This is a genomic window from Clostridium sp. JN-1 (assembly GCF_003718715.1).
Classification (GTDB): domain Bacteria; phylum Bacillota; class Clostridia; order Clostridiales; family Clostridiaceae; genus Clostridium_AV.
Genome location: NZ_CP033465.1, coordinates 999,107 through 1,020,757, shown reverse-complemented (window position 1 = coordinate 1,020,757; position 21,651 = coordinate 999,107). Strand labels below are relative to the sequence as shown.

The 21,651-nt window shown below is 30.2% G+C and carries 15 protein-coding genes; 3 read left to right on the top strand and 12 right to left on the bottom strand.

Translation table 11 applies throughout. From position 1 onward, the window contains the following. Positions 1-19 precede the first annotated feature (19 nt). Entirely contained in the window at positions 20-1,084 is a 1,065-nt protein-coding gene (locus tag EBB51_RS04980) for an undecaprenyldiphospho-muramoylpentapeptide beta-N-acetylglucosaminyltransferase (protein WP_123053444.1), read from the bottom strand. Between the two features lie 333 nt (positions 1,085-1,417). Here EBB51_RS04980 and EBB51_RS04975 point away from each other — a divergent pair, with 333 nt between their 5' ends. Further along, the gene (locus EBB51_RS04975) at positions 1,418-1,606 is read left to right on the top strand and encodes an alpha/beta-type small acid-soluble spore protein (RefSeq protein ID WP_123053443.1); all 189 of its coding nucleotides are present in this window, start codon (positions 1,418-1,420) and stop codon (positions 1,604-1,606) included. Between the two features lie 36 nt (positions 1,607-1,642). On the opposite strand, the gene EBB51_RS04970 is transcribed toward EBB51_RS04975, so the two are convergent. The 5 genes from EBB51_RS04970 to EBB51_RS04950 all read right to left on the bottom strand — a co-directional run bounded on the left by EBB51_RS04970 (position 1,643) and on the right by EBB51_RS04950 (position 9,486). After that, positions 1,643-3,298: a PAS domain-containing sensor histidine kinase gene (locus EBB51_RS04970; protein WP_123053442.1), complete on the bottom strand. Its 1,656-nt coding sequence runs from the start codon at positions 3,296-3,298 to the stop codon at positions 1,643-1,645. Positions 3,299-3,364: 66 nt separating this feature from the next. After that, positions 3,365-5,110 carry a single-stranded-DNA-specific exonuclease RecJ gene (gene recJ / locus EBB51_RS04965; RefSeq protein WP_123053441.1) on the bottom strand — a complete coding sequence of 582 codons (1,746 nt, stop codon included), beginning with the start codon at positions 5,108-5,110 and terminating at the stop codon, positions 3,365-3,367. A 222-nt stretch (positions 5,111-5,332) separates the two neighbouring features. Beyond that, complete coding sequence (locus tag EBB51_RS04960) at positions 5,333-6,562, bottom strand: pitrilysin family protein (RefSeq protein WP_123053440.1); 1,230 nt, start codon at positions 6,560-6,562, stop codon at positions 5,333-5,335. Between the two features lie 78 nt (positions 6,563-6,640). Further along, complete coding sequence (locus EBB51_RS04955; protein ID WP_123053439.1) at positions 6,641-8,482, bottom strand: APC family permease; 1,842 nt, start codon at positions 8,480-8,482, stop codon at positions 6,641-6,643. Between the two features lie 434 nt (positions 8,483-8,916). Then, complete coding sequence (locus EBB51_RS04950; RefSeq protein ID WP_123053438.1) at positions 8,917-9,486, bottom strand: DJ-1 family glyoxalase III; 570 nt, start codon at positions 9,484-9,486, stop codon at positions 8,917-8,919. 357 nt (positions 9,487-9,843) lie between these two features. Here EBB51_RS04950 and EBB51_RS04945 point away from each other — a divergent pair, with 357 nt between their 5' ends. Beyond that, entirely contained in the window at positions 9,844-10,008 is a 165-nt protein-coding gene (locus tag EBB51_RS04945) for a hypothetical protein (protein ID WP_207667292.1), read from the top strand. A gap of 292 nt (positions 10,009-10,300) precedes the next feature. Here EBB51_RS04945 and EBB51_RS04940 read toward each other — a convergent pair whose 3' ends face one another. The 6 genes from EBB51_RS04940 to EBB51_RS04915 form a co-directional block, all read right to left on the bottom strand. Then, entirely contained in the window at positions 10,301-11,251 is a 951-nt protein-coding gene (locus tag EBB51_RS04940) for a DMT family transporter (protein WP_123053437.1), read from the bottom strand. 123 nt (positions 11,252-11,374) lie between these two features. After that, positions 11,375-12,865, bottom strand: coding sequence for a glycerol kinase GlpK (glpK, locus tag EBB51_RS04935; protein WP_123053436.1), 1,491 nt, complete (start codon positions 12,863-12,865; stop codon positions 11,375-11,377). 188 nt (positions 12,866-13,053) lie between these two features. Next, positions 13,054-13,617: a glycerol-3-phosphate responsive antiterminator gene (locus tag EBB51_RS04930; protein WP_123054985.1), complete on the bottom strand. Its 564-nt coding sequence runs from the start codon at positions 13,615-13,617 to the stop codon at positions 13,054-13,056. Positions 13,618-13,738: 121 nt separating this feature from the next. Further along, positions 13,739-14,443: an MIP/aquaporin family protein gene (locus tag EBB51_RS04925; protein ID WP_123053435.1), complete on the bottom strand. Its 705-nt coding sequence runs from the start codon at positions 14,441-14,443 to the stop codon at positions 13,739-13,741. Positions 14,444-14,692: 249 nt separating this feature from the next. Continuing rightward, positions 14,693-17,539 carry a DNA topoisomerase IV subunit A gene (locus EBB51_RS04920; RefSeq protein WP_123053434.1) on the bottom strand — a complete coding sequence of 949 codons (2,847 nt, stop codon included), beginning with the start codon at positions 17,537-17,539 and terminating at the stop codon, positions 14,693-14,695. A 14-nt stretch (positions 17,540-17,553) separates the two neighbouring features. Continuing rightward, positions 17,554-19,509, bottom strand: a complete 1,956-nt coding sequence (locus EBB51_RS04915) for a DNA topoisomerase IV subunit B (RefSeq protein ID WP_123053433.1) — start codon at positions 19,507-19,509, stop codon at positions 17,554-17,556. 271 nt (positions 19,510-19,780) lie between these two features. On the opposite strand from EBB51_RS04915, the gene EBB51_RS04910 reads away from it, so the two are divergent. Further along, positions 19,781-21,616: an LTA synthase family protein gene (locus EBB51_RS04910; protein WP_123054984.1), complete on the top strand. Its 1,836-nt coding sequence runs from the start codon at positions 19,781-19,783 to the stop codon at positions 21,614-21,616. Positions 21,617-21,651 lie beyond the last annotated feature (35 nt).

Sequence of the window (21,651 nt, the reverse complement as noted above, 5' to 3'; positions counted from 1 at the left end):
AAATTCAAATTAAGATTTTTTAGATTGAATATCTATTTATCAATTCTATAATTTTATCAACTCCATTTTTTATAGAACTAGATTCCATATTTTTAACATATTTTGCCCTATTTTTTTGTAATTCTGCTAATTTATCTATAAGCAATTTTCCATCTAAACCATCTTCCTGTAAAACCATACTGTAACCACTTTTTTCAAAAGACCTTGCATCTAAAATTTGATCTCCTCTACTTGACTTTTTAGAAAGAGGTATTAGAATATTAGGCTTTTTTAATGCCAGCAGTTCAAATATTACATTTGCTCCAGCTCTTGATATAACTAAATCTGCTGAATTCATTATATGGGGCAATTCTTCATTTACATATTCAAATTGTACATACCCTTTTTTATTTTTTAAATTATTATCTATGTTGTTTTTTCCGCATATATGAACTACATTATAATCTCTTGTTAATTTATCAATACATTCTCTTATAGTATCATTTATAAATTTAGAGCCTAAACTTCCGCCTATTACAAGCAGCACAGGCTTTTTATCTTCAAATCCACATATTCGTTTACCTAGTATACTGCTTCCATTTATGAGTTCTTCCCTTATAGGTGTACCTGTAAGTACAGCCTTATTATCTTTTATATATTTTTGAGATTCGGGAAAAGTTACACAAACCTTAGTACAATATGGGACTGACAGCTTATTTGCAAGTCCTGGAGTAATATCAGATTCATGGGCAATAACTGGAACCTTATTAAAATTAGCTCCAATAACAACTGGTACTGAGACAAATCCCCCTTTTGAGAACACTATATTGGGTTTTTCTCTTTTTATTATAAGTGTAGATTGAATTATACCTTTTAAAACCTTAAATGGATCTGTAAAGTTTTTTACATCGAAGTATCTTCTCAATTTTCCACTGGATATGACATGATATTTTATGTTCTGTTTCTCAATTATTTTTCTCTCTATACCATCTTCAGTACCTATATACTGAACTTCGTATCCCATCTTCTTTAACTTAGGGATTAAAGCTAAATTTGGTGTTACGTGTCCAGCTGAACCCCCACCTGTCATTATTATCTTTTTCAATTACTGCACCCCTTTTAACAATTAATAGTTAATAATTACTAAATCAACGATTTGGTGGATATACCTTAAATATAAGCTAACCACAAAATATATTTCTCCTTAATTATAATACTACTTTTTTTTAAATAAACAAATAAAATTTAAATTATAAATTATTTTTTGAACTGCAATTCATAATGGAAAAATTTACACCCCTGGGGTGAATATTATTTTTGAAGGTGGTTAATATAATAATGATCTAGTTAATAAAACAAATTTTTAAAATTATTTTAACAAGACATCAGAGTTTATCCACCTTAATTACTTTAAAACTAAAAAGAGGAGGTAATCGCTGTGTCAAATAGATCAAACAAATTAGTACCAGAAGCTAGGGAAGCATTAGATAATTTTAAAATGGAAGTTGCAGATGAGCTAGATGTACCATTTTCCGATTATAATGGTGACTTAACATCAAGACAATGTGGTTCTGTAGGCGGAGAAATGGTTAAGAGGATGGTTGAAGACTACGAAAAAAGATTATAACAACAGTAGAGAGAATACAAAATTTTGTATTCTCTCTTAATTTATATCTGAAAACTCTATATTTATTCTATCCTTGATATCTTCTGCCAAAATAACACAACTTTTGCTTCCATTTGTTTCTGCATTTATTTTTTTTAATTTAATTACAAACTCTGTTCCTTTTCCCAATTTACTCTTAACTGTAATTTTTCCATCCATGAGTTCTACCAATTTTTTTACTAAGGCAAGGCCTATGCCAGTACCCTCTGCCCTCCTAGATAGTGAACTATTAATTTGAGCAAATCTATCAAAAATATGACTTATTTTATCATCAGCTATTCCAACACCAGAGTCTTTCACACTTAGATAAAAAATGTTTTCCTCTATATCTAGTGATACTAGTATTCTCTTACCTTCTGGAGTAAATTTTATAGCATTTGAAAGCAAGTTAAGCAGTATCTTTTCATACTTATCCTTGTCCATTTTCACACTGCACTCTTCCTGATTAGTATCAAATATCAATTCTATGTCTCTACTAACTGCGTATTCATTTACAGAATTTACAATAGTTTCACTTATATAAACTATATCAAAATCTGAATTGTTTAAAGTCAAAAAACCGGCTTCTGCTTTTGATATATCTAGTATATTATTGGTAAGTTTGAGTAATCTACTGCAATTTTGATTTATTCTAAAAAGTGTTTTCCCCATATTAGGTGTTATTTCGTCTTTATATACATCATAAGCTAATTGAATTGAGGAATATATTATGGTAAGTGGGGTTCTTAATTCATGAGATATAATTGTAAAGAATTCATCTTTTAGTTTTGTTACCTTTTCAAGTTCAATATTATGGTTTACTTCTTCAGTTATATCAGAACCATGTATGTGTATATTAATGCTATTATCATTATTTTTATACGGTATAAACTTTAGCTTGTAAAATCTTTCACTTCCATTTTTGTCCTTTGTACTGTATGGATTTACGGTATATGTTTTATAGTTACAGGCTGTGCCTTGTAATATCTTACATAAATTATAATTTATATACTTGGGTTTTTTACTATCAAAGATCAAAGTTTTATTTGATTTAGATTGACATCTAATTATCTGCTCATATTTTTTATTAGTGAGCTTGTACTTCATTTTAGGATATTCTACCACAGCTATTGGAACTTCTACTGTATCGACTACATTTTTCACAAACTTGGCTTGTTTTTGTGAATTTATCCGGTGAACTCTTTTTTCAGTAACATCCTTTATTGTAAGAATTGTATAGGCTAGTTCATTGTTCTTTATTATGGGATTACTATTTAGTTCTAAATACTTATCATTAAGGGAAGATTTTTCTCTGAGCTTAAGCACAATATTTTTCATGGGCTTTTTATTTTTCATATATTTATTATAAAGTTCTACAGCATCCTCTTGGCTTCCCCTTCCGTAATTTTCTAGATAGATATAATATTTTTCAAATAGTCTCAGCTTATTTACTAACTCCAAAACCGTTAAGCCCAATATTTTAGATACAGCTTTATTGCATAAACTTATTTTTTCATTGGAATCAAAAACTACTATACCCTCTGATATGTTATTTATAACATCTTTTAAGTACATTAAATGTTCTTTTTCCTTATTTCTAAGTATCTCTATAATATTACATTTAGTATTTAGTTCTGTTGAAAGTTCCAAAAATTTTTCTCTTTCATCTTTCATTTATACTTTCTCCTGTCTAAGTTTAGTTAAAATATAAATAAATATATCAAAAATAAATTATGCATTTTAATACTGCGAAATAGATTTTCTCAACTCTTTTATCTGTAATTGAAGATACTCATTTCCCATATATTCGTTAATGCTTACGTAAAATACAATATCAAATTTTATACGATTTAAGTTATTTTCATTACCTATTAACTTTTTAAATTCTTCTAAACCTTCAAACATTACTGCATTTAACCATACACTATCTTTCCTTAATGCTAACTTTAATACGTTATGCTTCTTACCTAAAGTAGTTATATTTATTATATTCACACCTTTTTCTGCAAATATAGGTCTGGGATTTCCCTTTCCAAATGGTTCTAAACTTCTTATCTTTTTAGCAAATTCTAATGTTATCTTTTTAAATGGCAGCTGACAATCTATAGTTATTCTAGGAATAACATCTTCATCTTTTAACCTGCAGTTGTCATTTAACATTTTTGTAAGTGTTTTTATGTTTGACTGTTTTAGAGATAAACCTGCAGCCATAGGATGTCCACCAAACTTCTCCAGCAAATCCTTACATTTTAATAATTCTTCAAACATGTTATAGCCGTCAATAGATCTTCCAGATCCCTTTACACCGTTCATCCCTTTAGTAAGCAAAATTGCTGGCAAATTATATATTTCCCTTATTCTCCCAGCAACTATTCCAGCAATACTCTCATGAAGTTCTGGTAGATAAATAACTAACACCTTATTATTCGCAGTGCAAGAATTCTCTATGTATTTTACAGCTTCATCTACTCCAGCACTTGTCATACTTTGTCTTTCTTTATTTAGTTCATATAACTTAAGTGCTAACTCTTTTGCTTTGCTTTCACTATCAGACAAAAGCAATTTCAATGACGTAGATGCATGTTCCAATCTTCCAGCAGCATTGAAGCACGGACCTATTATAAATCCTATTATATACGAGTTCATTTTCTTGCCGCTAACTCCAGTAATCTCTTTTAATGCCTTTAGCCCTAAATTTTTGGTATTATTAAGTAAGCTTAGTCCATATTTTACAATAAATCTGTTTTCATCTGCTAAATCTACTACATCACAAATAGTAGCAATAGCTGCATACTCAATAAACTTATCAGCTTCTTGTTTTTTCCCTTTAATTTTATTATAAAGCAATTGTACAAATTTAAAAACTATTCCTGCACCGCACAATGACTTAAATGGATATTTACAATCAAACTGTTTAGGATTTACCACAGCATCAGCATCTGGCACTATGTACTTTCTATTTTGAAATTCATCTTCTACAAAGGGTATATCATGATGATCTGTAACAATTACTGTTATTCCTAATTCTTTTGCATACTTAATTTGCTCAATAGCTGCAATTCCATTATCACACGTTATAATAACATCATAATTTCCCTTATATGCTTTATCTATTATGCTTTTATTTATGCCGTATCCTTCAGTAACTCTATCGGGAATATAGTATTCAATACTTCCTCCGCAATCCTCTATTGCACTGCAAAGTATAAATACACTCATTATTCCATCGACATCATAATCGCTTATAGCTAATATTTTTAATTTTTTATTTATACTATTAATTATTATATCAACTGCTTTTCCAATATCTTTCATTTCCAACGGGTCATGTAAATCATCAAATGATGGTTTTAAAAAATGTTTCATTCCATTTAGTGTGTAGATATTTCTATTTAGCATTATCTTAATTACTGTTTCGTTTTCATTTATAGCGCTGCAAATTCTCTTTATATTGCATTTTTTATTTTTTATCATCCACTTGCTCATATATTTCCTCTTTCACATTAAAAATACTAAATCAAAATATAAAACTTAAATATATTTACTAATACGCTGACCAAATACATTATAATCCAAAATTGATATACTTTCCATATATACAACTGTAATTCATAATATGTTAAAAATGTAAAACATTTTTTAGAGGACAGAGGACAAAGAAGGTTGATTTTTCTCCGGCTGCGCTTAAGAAAAACCTTTTGGAAAAATTTACACCCCTGGGGTGAATATTATTTGTACTGCAGCACCATTTAAAACTTTGTTTATAGTCTCAAGTATTTGACATGAATTTACTTTATCAAGACCTTGTGTTTGTTTGTATACAAGCTCTGCTGAATTATACATCAATTCACAGCAAGTTAGATCCTTGCAAAGTTGAATTGCCTTCTCAAGTCTCAATTGTTTTTTTAGCTTTATTCTATCATTTAAATAACTTATTTTTTCCCTAATAAAAAATTTATCATCATTTTTTATCTGTTCAATTTTAGAATTTGTTAATTTTAAAGCCATTTCTACATTTTGACTGGACGTTCCCATTGTTATAGTAAAAAATTTACTTCCCCTATCGTAATTTATTCTGCTTGCGACATCGTATGCAAGACCATAATTTGTCCTTATTTCATCAAATAGTATACTGCTTAATCCATCTCCAAAAGCTGTATTAAATAAGTTTAAATTTTTAAATTCCTTTAAATTCAAATCATCTATTGAAAAAATATATTGGATTTTAGCTCCTTTTACTCCGTCTAACCTTTGGGCAAAAGTACCAGCCTTATTTTTTTCATATATACATGGATTTATGCCGCTAAAATCTCTTTTCCAACTGCCAATATACTTATTTACAACGTCTAATACGTCTTCAAACTTTAAAGAAGAACATACGCTTATAACACAATTTTGAGGAGCATAATAAGTTTCATAAAACTTCCTTATATCATCTAAAGTTATTGACCTTATACTGTTTTCCTCTCCAATTATGGGTATCCTTATTCTCTTTTTCAAAAATGCATTGTATAATGCCAAATCTTCGCAATATTGATATATGTTTTCTTTCCACTCTTTTAGCTCTTGTGATATCACATTCATTTCTTCACTAAATCCAACCTCAGAAAAAAGTGGATTTAACAATATATCAGAGTATACTTCAAAACCGCTTTTAAAGTTTTGAGATAAACAAGTTCCATAATATACAACATATGAAAAATTAGTCATAGCATTTTCAAATCCAAATATTCTATCACACAATTCATTTATAACTTTTTCACTTCTTTTTTTAGTACCTTTTGATATCATATGTTCTACTACATGTGCTGTTCCCCAATTAAACTTGTCTTTTTCCTCTAAAGCCCCTGCATTAAATCCTATACAAAAAGAAGTCAATTCTGAAGGTCTATATTCATATATTAAAACTATTCCATTATCTAAAATAACCTTTTTCATAACTATTACACTCCTATATAAATTTTTAACTCTTAATTTTAAATTATACAACAAAAAAGAGAGGGTTTGCCTCTCTTTCTATTCATTAATTATATAAGGTATCGTAACTATAGCTATATTCCTTCTTCTAACAAGCATAGTTTTTATAAATAAAGCTGTTTGATTATGCAGTATATTACCCCACCACTTTTTAACTACAAACTGAGGCAGCACTACAGTTATAGTATCATTTTTTCCTGCAGTATATTCCTCTGATTCTATAAATTTAACTAGCGGTCCAAGTATACTTCTATAAGGAGACTTTTTAACTACAATAGGAATTCCAATATTATATTTATCCCATTTATTTAATAATCTATCTGTGGCTTCATCATCTACCGATACATGAAATACTATTATATTATCCGATATGGTTCTAGCATAATTTAATGCTTTTAAAAATGATCTATTTAAAGTGTCTATTGGTACGATTACGTATCTTTTTTGTTCTGCAAAATTTATTTCTTTAGGTTTTTCATTAAGGCTTAATTTCAACTGTTTGGCTACCTTTGTATAATGTTCCTTTATTTTGCTCATTACAATTATCATAACAGGTATTAATATTAAGATTATCCATGCACCAGCCTTAAATTTTGTTATACCTAATATTACTACTGTAGTAAAAGTTACTAATGCTCCGAAACCATTTATAGCTGCCTTATGTCTCCAGCCTTTACCCTTATTTCTAATCCATCTCACAAACATTCCAGATTGTGACAATGTAAATGAAATGAAAACTCCTACAGCATACATTGATAATAGTACATGATCATCACCATTAGAAATAATAACTAACAAACATGCAAGTACACCTAAAACTATAATACCATTTGAAAAACTAAGTCTTTTTCCTCTTTTTGAAAACTGTCTCGGCAAAAATCCATCCTTAGCCATAAGTGCAAATAACAAAGGTAGTCCTGAAAAAGCTGTATTAGTTGCCATAACTAATATTATTGCTGTTGTAATTTGAACTACATAAAACATTATTCCTGTTTGTCCAAAAACTTGTTTTGCAATTTGTGCAACAACCGTTACATTAGGGTTTGGAACTGCATGATACAAGGTTGCCAAATAAGATATTCCTCCAAACATAATTAATATAATTAGTGCAAGTAATTCAAGTACCCTTTTTGCATTTTTTTGTGAAGGTTCTTTAAAATTTGGGACACCATTGCTAACAGCTTCTACTCCAGTTAAGGCTGTACACCCTGAGGCAAACGCTCTTAAAAATAAAAATAAACTTATATCACCTGCAGCTTTTGGTATTGTATAAAGCGGCTGAGGAATATATCCATACACATTTACTTTAACAATACCAGTTATAAGCATTGCAAGTATGGAAAGTACAAATAAATAAGTAGGTATTCCAAACATTCTCGATGATTCTCTTATTCCTCTTAAGTTGCCAATAGTTATAAACATTATGAGAAGTATAGTAATAATAACCCTGTAAGGCAGCAGCGATGGTACTGCAGAAGTTATTGCTGCTGTTCCTGCGCAGCTGCTAACAGCAACTGTAAGTACATAGTCTATTGATAGAGCTGAGCCTGCTACAAGACCAGCTGTTGTTCCTAAATTATCCTTAGCAACTATATAAGATCCCCCGCCATTTGGATAACTATCTATAGTTTGTCTATAAGAAAACACTAGAATAAACATTAAGGTTACTATACACATTGAAGCATAAAACATATATTTATATGACATCAATCCGAGAACAGGTATAAGAACAATTAAAATTTCTTCTCCAGCATAAGCTACTGATGATATAGCATCACTAGACATAATAGGGAGTCCCCAAAATACGTTGAACTTTTGACTTTTTAATTGATCTGTTTTTAAACTTTTCCCTATGAGCAATTTTCCTAATTTTATTTCCATCATTCACACCTCTAAAAGCATAATACTTAAGCTTTGTTTTAATAATGAATGATTATATATTATTCTATGTTTTTATCATAATGCTTTTTATGACACTCTTAACTCATTTTACTTTAAAAAATTTAATTTAATCACATGACATTTATGTTTATCGTTTTTTTTTTAAGTTACTAATTATAGAGTTAAAATGCATATATTCATAATATTAAGTATATTTTAAGTTTATCAAATTACGCATTATACAATTTAACTTATACACGTTTAAGGCATAAAAATGCAGTAAAATATGTTAAATAAAAATACTTGCTGCAAATAAAGTCAAATATTATTTGCAGCAAGTATATGCTTATAAACAGTTGTTAAAATCATATCTTATTCAATTTCACCATAATTTTTTTAATTCATTTAATAATAAGCTCATAAAAACTTTTTACTTAAATTACATTTTCTACGAAACTTATAAGCATATCATTTTTTATATTGTCCGCAGTATCTTTGTCTGTTAAGTTTTCCAATATCTTAAATGCGAAATACGGTGCTGTTGCAGGTCCTCTACTAGTTATTATATTTTTATCTTGTACAACTACCTTATTTTCTATATATTTACCTGCATGTAATTTATCTTTAAATCCAGGATATGAAGTTGCACTTATTTCTTTTAATACTCCTGCCTTTTCAAATACTATTGGTCCTGCACATATTGCTCCTAAAATCTTATTTTCGCTGTTGAATCTTTTCACTAAATTTATAACTTCATCATTATCTCTTAAATTTTCAGCTCCCGGCATTCCACCTGGTATAATAAGTGCTCCATAATCACTTGGATTAACTTGTTTTAGCAATATATTACATTGTATATTTACATCATGTGCTCCTTTAACGCACTTTGTATCACTTGTAGAACACATTAGGCAGTCAACCTCACCTCTTCTAAGCACATCCACTACTGTCAGCGCTTCAATTTCTTCAAAACCATCTGCAAATAAAACTAAAGCCTTCTTCATAACAAACACACTCCTAACTTTAATAACAATTTATACCTTTTAGTATAGCACTATGCAGCTGCAATTTGCTAAAAATGCAATGCATTTTTTAAAGGACACAAAAACAGAGGACAGAGGACAAAGGACAGAGAAGGAGGATTTTTCTCCGCTGCGCTGCTAAAAATCTTTAATTAAATTTTTGATAACTCGTTTCGCTAAAGCGAAACATTGCTAACTTACAGAAGTTTAGCACTTAAAAAGTTTATAGGACGATAGTCCTTTGGATTATAAAGGTTTATGAGTATTTACAGTAGAATTATTTGATAGTATTTAGATCATCGCTTTTTTCACAGCCCTGCTGGCATAGAGACAGTTTTGATGTTTATAATAATAACATTTAATTTAATGCAATTATATTTTTTTAGATGTATAAGAGGGTTTAGAAAGAAGCGTATGCTTCAAATAGATATTATTGAAGATATAAGAAATGAAAGACTTACTATAGAAAACGGTTGGGATAATCCATTGTTTGAAAAGACCTAATCTCAAAATAAAACTGGAAATTGACTTATTAGGATTTCTTGGGGCAGAAGTAAGTGTATTTATTTTTATGACCTAACGGTCTGCGAGCTTACCAGCTCTTTAATTAAGTGTAAAAAAATAAAATTCCAGTAAAAATAAAATTTTTACTGGAATTTTGATGCTAAATCTCTGTTTACTTAGGAGAGTAGTACTCCCCAAGAAACAAAAGAATAAGGGTCTTTTTTAAATTAAAGATTTTTCGCAGCACAGCTGAGAAAAATCAACCTTCTCTGTCCTATGTCCTCTATTTTTATTATACACATTTTTCTTGTTCGATACTGTTTTGTCTATCCCTTTTACTATTTGCTGCAAAGGTTATACCTGAACTTAGAATAATTAAAACAATACCTAAAACTGTGTTTATAGCAATATCTTCCTTTAATATTATCAGTGCTAAAATTGGAGCTAAAGCTGGTTTGATATAAAATACCAATGATGCTGTGGCTGCAGTAGTTTTTTCCATGGCTAAAAAGTAAAATGTATATCCAAGTCCAGTTACAAATACTCCAATATAAATTAAACTTGGCAGACTTTGAAGTGTAATACCTTTTAAAATTGGTATATTTGCAAACATCTTTAATCCGTGGTTTGAAAAAAAGTTGGATACAAAGCTTATCTTTGTTAAAAGGATGAGTATAAGCATCTCAACACTTCCCATTATGAAGCTAAAACAACTTTGAGCTACACCGCCGAACTCATTACTTTTCTTTTTACCAGTTACTCCATATAACGCAAATGTTACAGCTGCTAAAATTGCAAATATTATACTATTTACATTGTTTGTCATATTCAATGGATTCATTATACAAAGCATGCCCAAAACGCTAATTATTAATGATATAATAGTTGTTTTATATATTTTTTCATTAACCATAAAATATGCAAACAAAACTACAAATACAGGATTGCAGCTAAATAATATTGCAACAATCGATGCTTTACCATATTCTACTGCTAATTGGAAAAATACCATACTAACTACAACACAAATAAATCCCTGTACTGCAAAAAATTTAAAGTCTTCCTTTTTTAATGGACTCTTTGTGTTCTTTATAGCTAACGGCAGTAATACTATACCACCTATAAAAAATCTTAAAAAGGTCATTTGTATAGGATTGAATTGATTTGATACTAATTTCAAAGCTATTTCCATAGTACTAAATAAAATTGTTGATAAAAATATATCTATATATCCGCTCTTCATTATTGATCCTCCATTTGACTAAAAATTCAATTCATATACCATTATACATAAAAATTGCCTATAATAAAAGATCCTGCAGTAACGCTTATACTGCAAGATCTTAATATTAACGTATTTATCTAACTATTTTGCCCAGTTCATAGAACGTTTTACTGCTTCATGCCATCCTTTAAGAAGTTCACTTCTCTTATCATCAGCTATAGTTGGTTCAAAGCTCCTTGATAGTGCCCAGTTTTGGGATACTTCATCTCTGTCTTTCCAATACCCTACTGCTATTCCTGCAAGATACGCAGCTCCTAGTGCTGTTGTTTCTATTACTTCTGGTCTGTCAACTTGAACATTTAATACGTCAGATTGGAATTGCATTAAGAAATTATTAGCACATGCTCCTCCATCCACTTTAAGTTCTTTAAGCTCTATACCAGAATCTTCCTCCATAGCTTTAAGTACATCATAAGTTTGATATGCAAGTGATTCTACTGCTGCTCTTATAAAATGTTCTTTTTTAGCTCCCCTTGTAAGTCCTACTATTGTTCCCCTTGCATATTGATCCCAATATGGTGCTCCTATTCCAACAAATGCAGGAACTAAATATACTCCATTAGTATCTTTAACTGCTGTACAATATTTTTCTGACTCTGGAGCTGATTTAATCATTCTAAGTTCATCACGAAGCCATTGTATAACAGCTCCTCCTATAAATATACTTCCTTCTAAAGCATATTCAACTTTTCCATCTATGCCAACTGCTATAGTTGTTAATAATCCGTTTTTGGATTCTACTGCTTTTTCACCAGTATTCATAAGTAAGAAACATCCAGTACCATAAGTATTTTTAGCAGTTCCAGGTTTAAAACATGTCTGTCCAAATAAAGCTGCTTGTTGATCTCCTGCATCACCAGCTATAGGAATACTTACTCCAAATAAGTTTTTATCTGTTTCTCCATATATGCAGCTGGATGGTTTTACCTCTGGAAGCATACTTTCTGGTATATCCAATAATTCTAACAATTCTTTGTCCCATTTTAATTCATGTATATTAAATAACATTGTCCTTGAAGCATTTGTATAATCTGTTACATATACTTTTCCCTTTGTAAGGTTCCATATAAGCCATGTATCTATATTACCAAAAGCTAAGTTTCCCCTCTCAGCTTCTTTTCTTGCACCAGGTACATTATCTAAAATCCATTTTATCTTTGTGCCTGAAAAATAAGCATCTAACACAAGTCCTGTCTTTTCTTTTATAACCTTATCAATACCTTTTGCTCTTAATTCATCACAATAATTTGATGTTCTTCTACACTGCCATACTATTGCATTATATACAGGAAGTCCCGTTCTCTTATCCCAAACTACTGTAGTTTCCCTTTGGTTAGTAATACCAATGCCGGCTATATCCTTGGCATCTATGTTTGACTTTATCAAAGCTTCTGAAGCAACCCCGAATTGAGTTGCCCATATTTCCATAGGATTGTGCTCAACCCATCCTGCTTCTGGATAAACTTGTTTAAATTCTTTTTGTGCTGTACTAACAGCTAATCCTTTTTCATTAAATATTATACACCTCGAGCTAGTTGTACCTTGATCCAATGCCATAATATACTTTGCCATAGTTTTACTTCCTCCTTATATTTATAACGTTTTCATTTAAACAAAATTAAAAGTCATATGCCAAAAAATCCTTTTAATAAAAGTTTTTTTAAAAACACATGGCTTCTCATAGTCTCTGCCAATTTACATATGTATTGTATTATAGTACTACAATACAATACATAATTAAACTTTTCAATGTTTAAGTTTTACTCCATACTCCATAACATTCTTTCAGTAGTAGATATAGCCAAAGCCCCTGCTGATAGAGAATCTATTACATCCTTTTTAGTTTTTATAAGTCCTCCAGCAATTATATAAGTATTTACTTCCTTCTCCATACTGCTTATTATCTTGCTTGCAACCCCCGGCATTACTTCTACTGCATTTGGATTAGTTTCATGAATGTTTTTTATACCTGTCTTTAATGAAAGCGAATCTATAATAAATATTCTCTGAATAGTGTACATACCTAACTTATTGCCATATTTAATATTAGAAGCCTTTGTACTTATTATACCGTCTGGATTAGCACTCTCTTTTATATACCTGATTCCTGATGAATCACCTCTTAAACCCTCGATTAAATCCACATGTACAAATACAATTTTATTTTTTTGCTTTATCTTTTTACATATTTGTCCTATATTTAGTATGTCTCCATACAATACAAATATAACATCAGCCTTACTTTCTAAAACGCTTTCTAAATCATCGTTATTTCTAATTGCCGCTATTATTGGATTTTCAAGCAGTATATCCTTTAATTTTATCATGTATAAGGACTCCTTTTCATTATTTATATTTAAAGTTATTTTAACATCGTTTATTAAACAATACCAACATTATTTATAATTTATAAAGGATTCCCTTTAATAAGTTTAAAATTAGAATTTAAAATATCAGTGCAAAAAGTAATGCTCCTGCTATCCCTCCTACTATTGGTCCGAAAACCGGAACCCAAGAATAAGACCAATCTGAATCTCCTTTTCCTGCTATAGGAAGTATTGCATGAGCAATTCTAGGTGATAAGTCTCTCGCTGGATTCATTGCATATCCAGTAGGTCCGCCAAGTGAAGCACCTAAAGAAAAGATGATTGCACTTACAACTATAATTGGACCCATACCATCAGCAGTTTTAACTGTACCTATTGCAGCTAAACTGAATACAAGAACAGCTGTAGCTAAAAACTCTGTTAAAAAGTTAGCTGGATAATTCCTTATAGCTGGTGCAGTACAGAATATGCCTAGTTTTGCAGCTTTGTCCTCTGTCTCTGCCCAATGAGGAAGATAAGTAAGCCAAACTAAAACTGCTCCAACTATTCCTCCAAGCATTTGGGCAACAACATAGCCTAATACTTGATCTGCTGGAAACTTACCAATAACAGCAAGTGCTATAGTGAGTGCCGGATTAAATTGATTACTAAAGTTTTGAAATATGAATGCAGGAATTCCAACTGCAAAAGCCCAACCAATGGTTATAACTATCCATCCAGAGTTTTGTCCTTTACTTTTAGTTAAAGTACAGTTAGCACAAACACCATCTCCTAAAAATACAAGTAATGCAGTTCCTACAAATTCTGCTAATAAATGTGACATTTATATAACCTCCCTTATAATATTAAAATAATTCTAAAAAATATATAATTTGCAACCGGTTACATTTAGATTAAAACCAAAGTAGTTAATTAATTTATGAAATCAGATTAACTACAAAATTTAGCTTTGAAACACAAAAGCCACATACCTTTAAAAATCTTTTTCATAAAAAGACTTTTAAAAGCATATGGCTTCTCCTAATCTCTGCCACAATATATATATCATTATAATGATATGATTATATAACATTTATTTATATTTTTCAACAAGTTTTTTCCCTTTTCCAGCTCTATTTTGAATTTTAATTCCATCTATATTTATAGCAATTTTTTGACCTTTTTTTAATTTTATTGTTAAATTCTTGTTTGAATTACTTTCCTTTAAAAGCAGTGCAAAATTAACTTCATCATCTTCGTTTAAATTTATGCCTGTAACCCCAGATGCAATTCTCCCCATTAAACTTACACTCTCCGATTCAAACTCTATACACATTGCCTCTTTAGTAATTAAAATTATCTTTTCATTACTATCTTCAGATATTTCAACTTTTATCAGTTCATCATTAGCTTTTTTAAATTTATATGCAGTATTTGAAACATAATTTCCTTCAAAATCACTCAATAATGTCTTTTTTACCATTCCATATTTACTAAAGAAATAAATGTATCTATTATCGAATTCTTTTATAGAAAACATATTTAAAATGCCGCTTCTATGTACACCATCAAATATATCTTCAACAGCTATACCTTTACTTCCTATATTCTGAAGCATTCTTGATTTTATAGAATATACGAAGCCATTCTTTGTAAAAAGCAATATTTTACTTGACGAATCAGTATAAACTCCCATAACACCTTTTCTAATATGCTTATCTTTTTGTACTTTTAAAATTCCATATTGATCAATTATAATTTCAAAACTTTCGTCTATAAAATCATCTGCAAATTCAATAAAAGTAACTTCATCACTAGCACACAAATTAAACATTTGAGCTGGCATTATGTTTCTATCTGTTTCTTCTATTTTAGGCATATCAGAGACAAAATTTAATCCATTTTTTGTTTTAACAGATATAAACTTTTCATTTTTATCTTCAGAAAACATTTGTACCTTTAAAAGTTTTTCACCATCTTTTAATTTTAAAGCCATAATTTTAGTATAGTTTGTATCAAATCTTTTTAATGCTGTTTTCTTTATTCCGCCGCTAGTAGTAAAAAACATAAATTGAATTGGACAAGAAAAATCTTTAATCGTGTAAAAAGCGACTATATTTTCTTCTTCTAAATTAATTCCTTTTATTATTTCCTCGATCTTCTCACCTTTATCTTTCCATTTAAATTCAGGTACATTTATTCCTCTAATTTTATACACATTTCCTTTACCTGTAAAAAGCATTAAAATATCCTTAGTATTTGATTGTATAAAAAACTTGTTAAAATCTCCCTCTCTATATTCTATGTCATTTACATCAGAATTAGAGCGATTATACGACTTTAATGATGTTCTCTTTATAAATCCTTCATTTGACAGCGTCACTATAATATCTTCATCAACTATGATATCTTCTACTTCAATTTTAGCCTTTTTATCATCTTCAATTATGGCAGTTCTTCTCTCATCTCCGTACTTTTCTTTTATCTCTAAAAGTTCTTTCTTTATAACTTTAAATAATTCCTTATCACTATCTAATATCTTTTTTAATCCTTTTATTTTTTTATCAAGCTCTTTATATTCCTTTTGAAAAGTTTTTATTTCAAGACCAGTAAGCCTGTATAACATGAGTTCAAGTATTGATTCAGATTGGACTTGAGTGAATTCAAATTTATCCATAAGATTTTTTTGTGCATCTTTTTTGGACTTTGATGATCTTATTGTCTTTATAACATCATCCATTATACTAATAGCTTTTATAAAACCTTCTACTATATGAAATCTTTTTTGGGCTGTCTTAAATTCTGTAGTTGTCCTCCTCCTTACCACATCTTTTTGATAGTTTATATAGTACTGTAATATAGTTTTTAGGCCCATAGTTTGTGGTTTTCCATCTGCTAGGGCAACCATATTAAATGACACATTACATTGAAGTTCAGTTTTTTTAAACAAGTACTTGAGAACCTTATCTACAGTTTCTCTTTCTACAGACTTTTTAAATTCTATAACGGCCCTAATCCCAGTTCTATCTGATTCATCTCTTATATCAGAAATAACTTCTAATACTTTAGAATGCTTCTTATCTGCAGTCATGTCAGAAATAGTTTGAAGCATCTTAGCCTTACTTCTCCTGTATGGGAACTCAGTAATTACTATTCCAAACCTGCCATTTTCAAGCTTTTGTATTGCAGTCTTAGCTCTTAATGTAACTTTTCCTTCACCAGTTTCATATGCAGAGAGGAGTGAATTTTTTCCTATTAAAATACCTCCTGTTGGAAGGTCTGGTCCCTTTATATAATTCATTAATCCTTCTGTATCCATATCAGGTTTATCAATTAAAGCAGCACAGCCATCTATAACTTCTTTTAAATTATGAGGCGGTATGTTAGTTGCTAGACCAACAGCTATACCAAATGAACCATTTACAAGTATATTTGGATATCTCGATGGAAGCACCTCAGGTTCTTTTTCAGAACCTGAATAGTTATCAACCATATCAACTACATCTTTATCTATATCTCTTATAATTTCCATTGCTACATTTGTAAGCCTAGCTTCCGTATAACGCATTGCAGCTGCATTATCGCCGTCTTGACTTCCCCAGTTGCCGTGGCCATCTATAAGCGGCATTCTTGTTGTAAAATTTTGTGCAAGTATTACCATTGCATCATATACAGATGAATCACCATGTGGATGATACTTACCCAAAATATCTCCAACTATTCTAGCTGATTTATAATAAGGTCTATCTGGAAATGCTCTAAGCATATATGCTCCATAAATTATTCTCCTGTGTACTGGTTTTAATCCATCTCTAACATCTGGAATTGCCCTTTCCTTTGCAACTTCTACTGCATATGGAAGATAATTATCCGGCATAGCTTCTTCCAAAGGTATTTGAATTATATTTTTATCAATCGGTATATTTATCTTTTTTGTCACGAGTTATCCTCCTTTTAAAATTTCGCATATTTATACATATAATTTTTTCTAGGTGCAACTACTTCGCCCATGAGAAGAGATACCATCTTTTCAGCTTTTGCTGCATCTTCTATTGTAATTTTATCAAGAGTCCTTGTTTCAGGATTTAATGTAGTTTCCCATAGTTGATCTGGATTCATTTCTCCAAGTCCCTTATATCTTTGAATAAGTGCTCCTTTTCCGATCTCGCGTTTAGCTTTTCCCAACTCATCATCATCATAAGCGTATTTTACAACACTACCATTTTTATTTTCCTTATAAACTTTATAAAGCGGCGGCTGTGCTATATACAGATGTCCATTTGTTATAAGCGGTCTCATATATCTATATATATATGTCATCCATAATGTCCTTATATGAAATCCATCAACATCTGCATCAGACATTATAATAATTTTGTCATACTTTAAATCACTTTCATCATAATTTTCAAGTATTCCAGTCCCTATAGCAGTATTGAACATCTTTAACTCTTCACTTCCAAGTACATTTTCAAGATTTTGCTTTTCCGTATTCATTATTTTTCCTTTGGACGGCATTATAGTTTGAAATCTTCTATCCCTTGCTTGTTTTGCCGAACCACCTGCTGAATCTCCCTCAACAACTATAAATTCACAGGTAGATGGATCTTTTATGGTGCATACTGCTACTTTGCCAGCAAGAGGTGCTGTACCTTTTCCTATCTTTCTCTTTTCTGCATCATTTATTTTCTTTATTTTTTCTCTCCTTGCTGCTGCATGAACAGCATTATTTATAATAAATGCTGCTGTATCTTTATTATCTTCTATCCATTCTGAAAACTTTGTATAACTCAAATCGTTCATCATAGTATAAGCTTCTGAGTTTCCAAGTTTCGTCTTAGTCTGCCCTTCAAAAATTGGATTCGTAATTTTTATTCTAACTATAGCTGTCATGCCCTCTCTTAAATCATCACCATCAAATTCCTTGGACTTTTCCTTTAAGAGATTTAGCTTCTTTGCCCATTCTTTAAACGCCCTTGTCATTCCAGTTTTAAAACCACTTTCATGTGTGCCCGATTCGGTTGTTGGAATGTTATTTACATAGCTTGCTATGTATTCTGAAGTGGAATCTGTAAATTGTATACATACTTCAGCATACATATTTATTCCATTTACCTCTCTTTCACCATCAAATAATATTGGAGAAGCATGCAAAACTGTTTTACTTTCATTTAGATACTTTATAAAATCTAAAAGTCCATTTTCTGAATGATATTCTCTTTCTACAGTCTCTTCCCCTCTGTTATCTATTAATTTTAACCTTATTCCCTTATTTTGAAATGCAAGTTCTTGAAGTCTTTCATCTATTACATCTATTTTAAATTCAGTATTTGAAAATACATTTTTATCCGGCATAAATGTTACAGCTGTGCCTGTTTCATTCGAATCTCCTATAATTTTTAAACGATATAAAGGTGTTCCAGGCATTTTTCTCTTTAAGCTCTTATCATATCCATATTCAAACCTCTGTTTATAAATATGCCCATTTTGTTTTATCTCAACTTCCAGCCAACTTGATAGTGCATTTACTACAGCAGCTCCAACTCCATGAAGTCCACCTGAAGTTTTATATATGTCATTATTAAACTTTCCACCTGTATGTAATTCTGTAAATACCATTTCAACACCAGACTTTTTCTTTATAGGATGTATACCAGTCGGTATACCTCTTCCATTATCCTTAATACTTGCACTACCATCTTTATTTAAAATAACTACAGCAGTATCTCCAAATCCATTGGAGATCTCATCTATAGCATTATCTAAGATTTCCCATATGCAGTGATGAAGTCCCTTACTACCCGTGGAACCTATGTACATGCCTGGTCTTACTCTAACTGGCTCTAATTTTTCCAGAGAAGTTAAGGCATTGACATCATATATAGATGTTTTTTCATCCCTTTGTTCCATAATCTACCTCCTAGTTTATCAAAAAAGCTGCCAAAATTTTGTTTAATATTATTATTAATGATTATAGCAAAAATAACATATGAAAACAAATGTTCTACTAAAATATCTAAAACTGAAAAATAAGTTTACAGTTTATTAATTTTCTTGCCATCTTGTTGTCACTAAAATAATATATTATTATAACATAACGTATTATACAGGGGTGGTACTAGTGCATATTTTAAAATTAGACAATAATAAATTAGACAATAATAAATTATTTAATTTTACTATGGATAATATAGATTTGATTTTCTTCATAGCAATAATTTTCATAAAAGTGACGATTTATACAAGACAAATATCTCCCGATTATCTATATACTAAAGTTTTTTTTCCAATAATTGCTTCAATCTTAATTATAGTAAGTTTTTCAATACTATTTAAAGAGAAAAAAAGGACAAAGTTCCTATACATTATGGATATAATTATAAGTATAATTTTAGTAGCTGACAGCATGTATTATAGGTACTTTAAGGATATTATAACAGTATCTGAAGTGGGAAATATCAGACTTTTGGGTGGAGTAACTTCAAGTGTAACAAGTTTAATTGATGTAAAAGATTTTTTATATTTTCTTGATATTGCAGTTTTATACTTTTTTATAAAAAAGTATAATAAAAAAGTTTCTAAAAATAGTACTTTACTTAAAAGATTTTTAAGTTTCCTTTTTATATTTATAATAGGATTTTCTCTTGACGCTAAATCAGTACATGCAGTTTCAAAAGAACAACCTGCGCTCCTAAGTTCCATGAGCAACAGGATATACTTGACTAAATTAATTGGCAGCTTAAATTTTCATGCAGTAGATGCTTACAACTTTGCAAGTACAAAAGCTAAAAATTTAAAGCCTCTACCAAGCAGCAGGGGAACTGAAATAAATAACTTTTTACAAAAAAACAATCAATCAACTGGCTCAACCTTGAAAGGATCAATGGAAGGCAAAAATGTCATTGTTATACAAGTTGAGGCCCTTCAACAATTTGTTATAAACCAAAAAGTAAATGGACAAGAAATAACCCCAAATTTAAATAGATGGTTAAATAAAAGTTTATACTTTGATAATTACTTTTATCAAGTAGCTGGGGGAACTACTTCTGATGCAGAATTTATGTCTAATAATTCCCTATATCCTGCAGTATCAGGAGCTGCTTACTACAATTACAGTAACAACACATATTCATCACTAGCTAAAGAATTACAGAATAAGAATTACTATACTGCAGCGCTTCATGGAAATACTGAAGGGTTTTGGAATAGAAATGTAATGTATAGATCAGAAGGTTTTGATAAATTCTATGGCAAGAGCAGTCTTAATTCAGATGAAATTGTAGGACTTGGAATAAGCGATAAGTCTTTCTTAAATCAATCAGTTGATAAATTGAAAAGTTTTAAGCAGCCTTATTATTCATTCTTGATAACTTTGAGCAGCCACTATCCATATGATGATGTGGAACACTATGGAAACTTTAACGTTGGTCAGTACGAAGGCTCCTTAATTGGAAATTATCTTAAAGCTATACATTATACTGACGAACAACTTGGAACTTTTTTAGATGAATTGGACAAAGAAGGTATCACTCAAAACTCAGTAATTGTACTATATGGTGATCATTTTGCAATTCCTAAGAATGATGCAGATCAACTGTATAAATTTGAGGGTACTCAAAATACAAATGATTTAAGCTGGTTTCAATATCAAAAAGTTCCACTAATGATTCATTTTCCAGGAGATCAAAACAGCGGTGTAAATCATACTTATTCAGGACAAATGGATTTATATCCAACACTAGCTAACTTATTAAATTTACCTCATAAATATATGTTTGGGCAAGATATATTAAACACTCCTGCAGACGACAAAAAAGTAATTCTTAGAGATGGATCTTTTACAGACGGGAAAGTATATTATGCTTCTTCGACAAATACTTATTATGATATAAAAACTGGTGAAAAGATACCTGAAACTCCTGAACTCAAACAGAAAAAGACAGAATACACAAATGAACTATCTTATTCAGACGATATATTAAATCATAATTTAATAAAAACATTGGGAAAGAAATAATTGACAAAGGACAGAGGACAGAGGACAATGAGCGA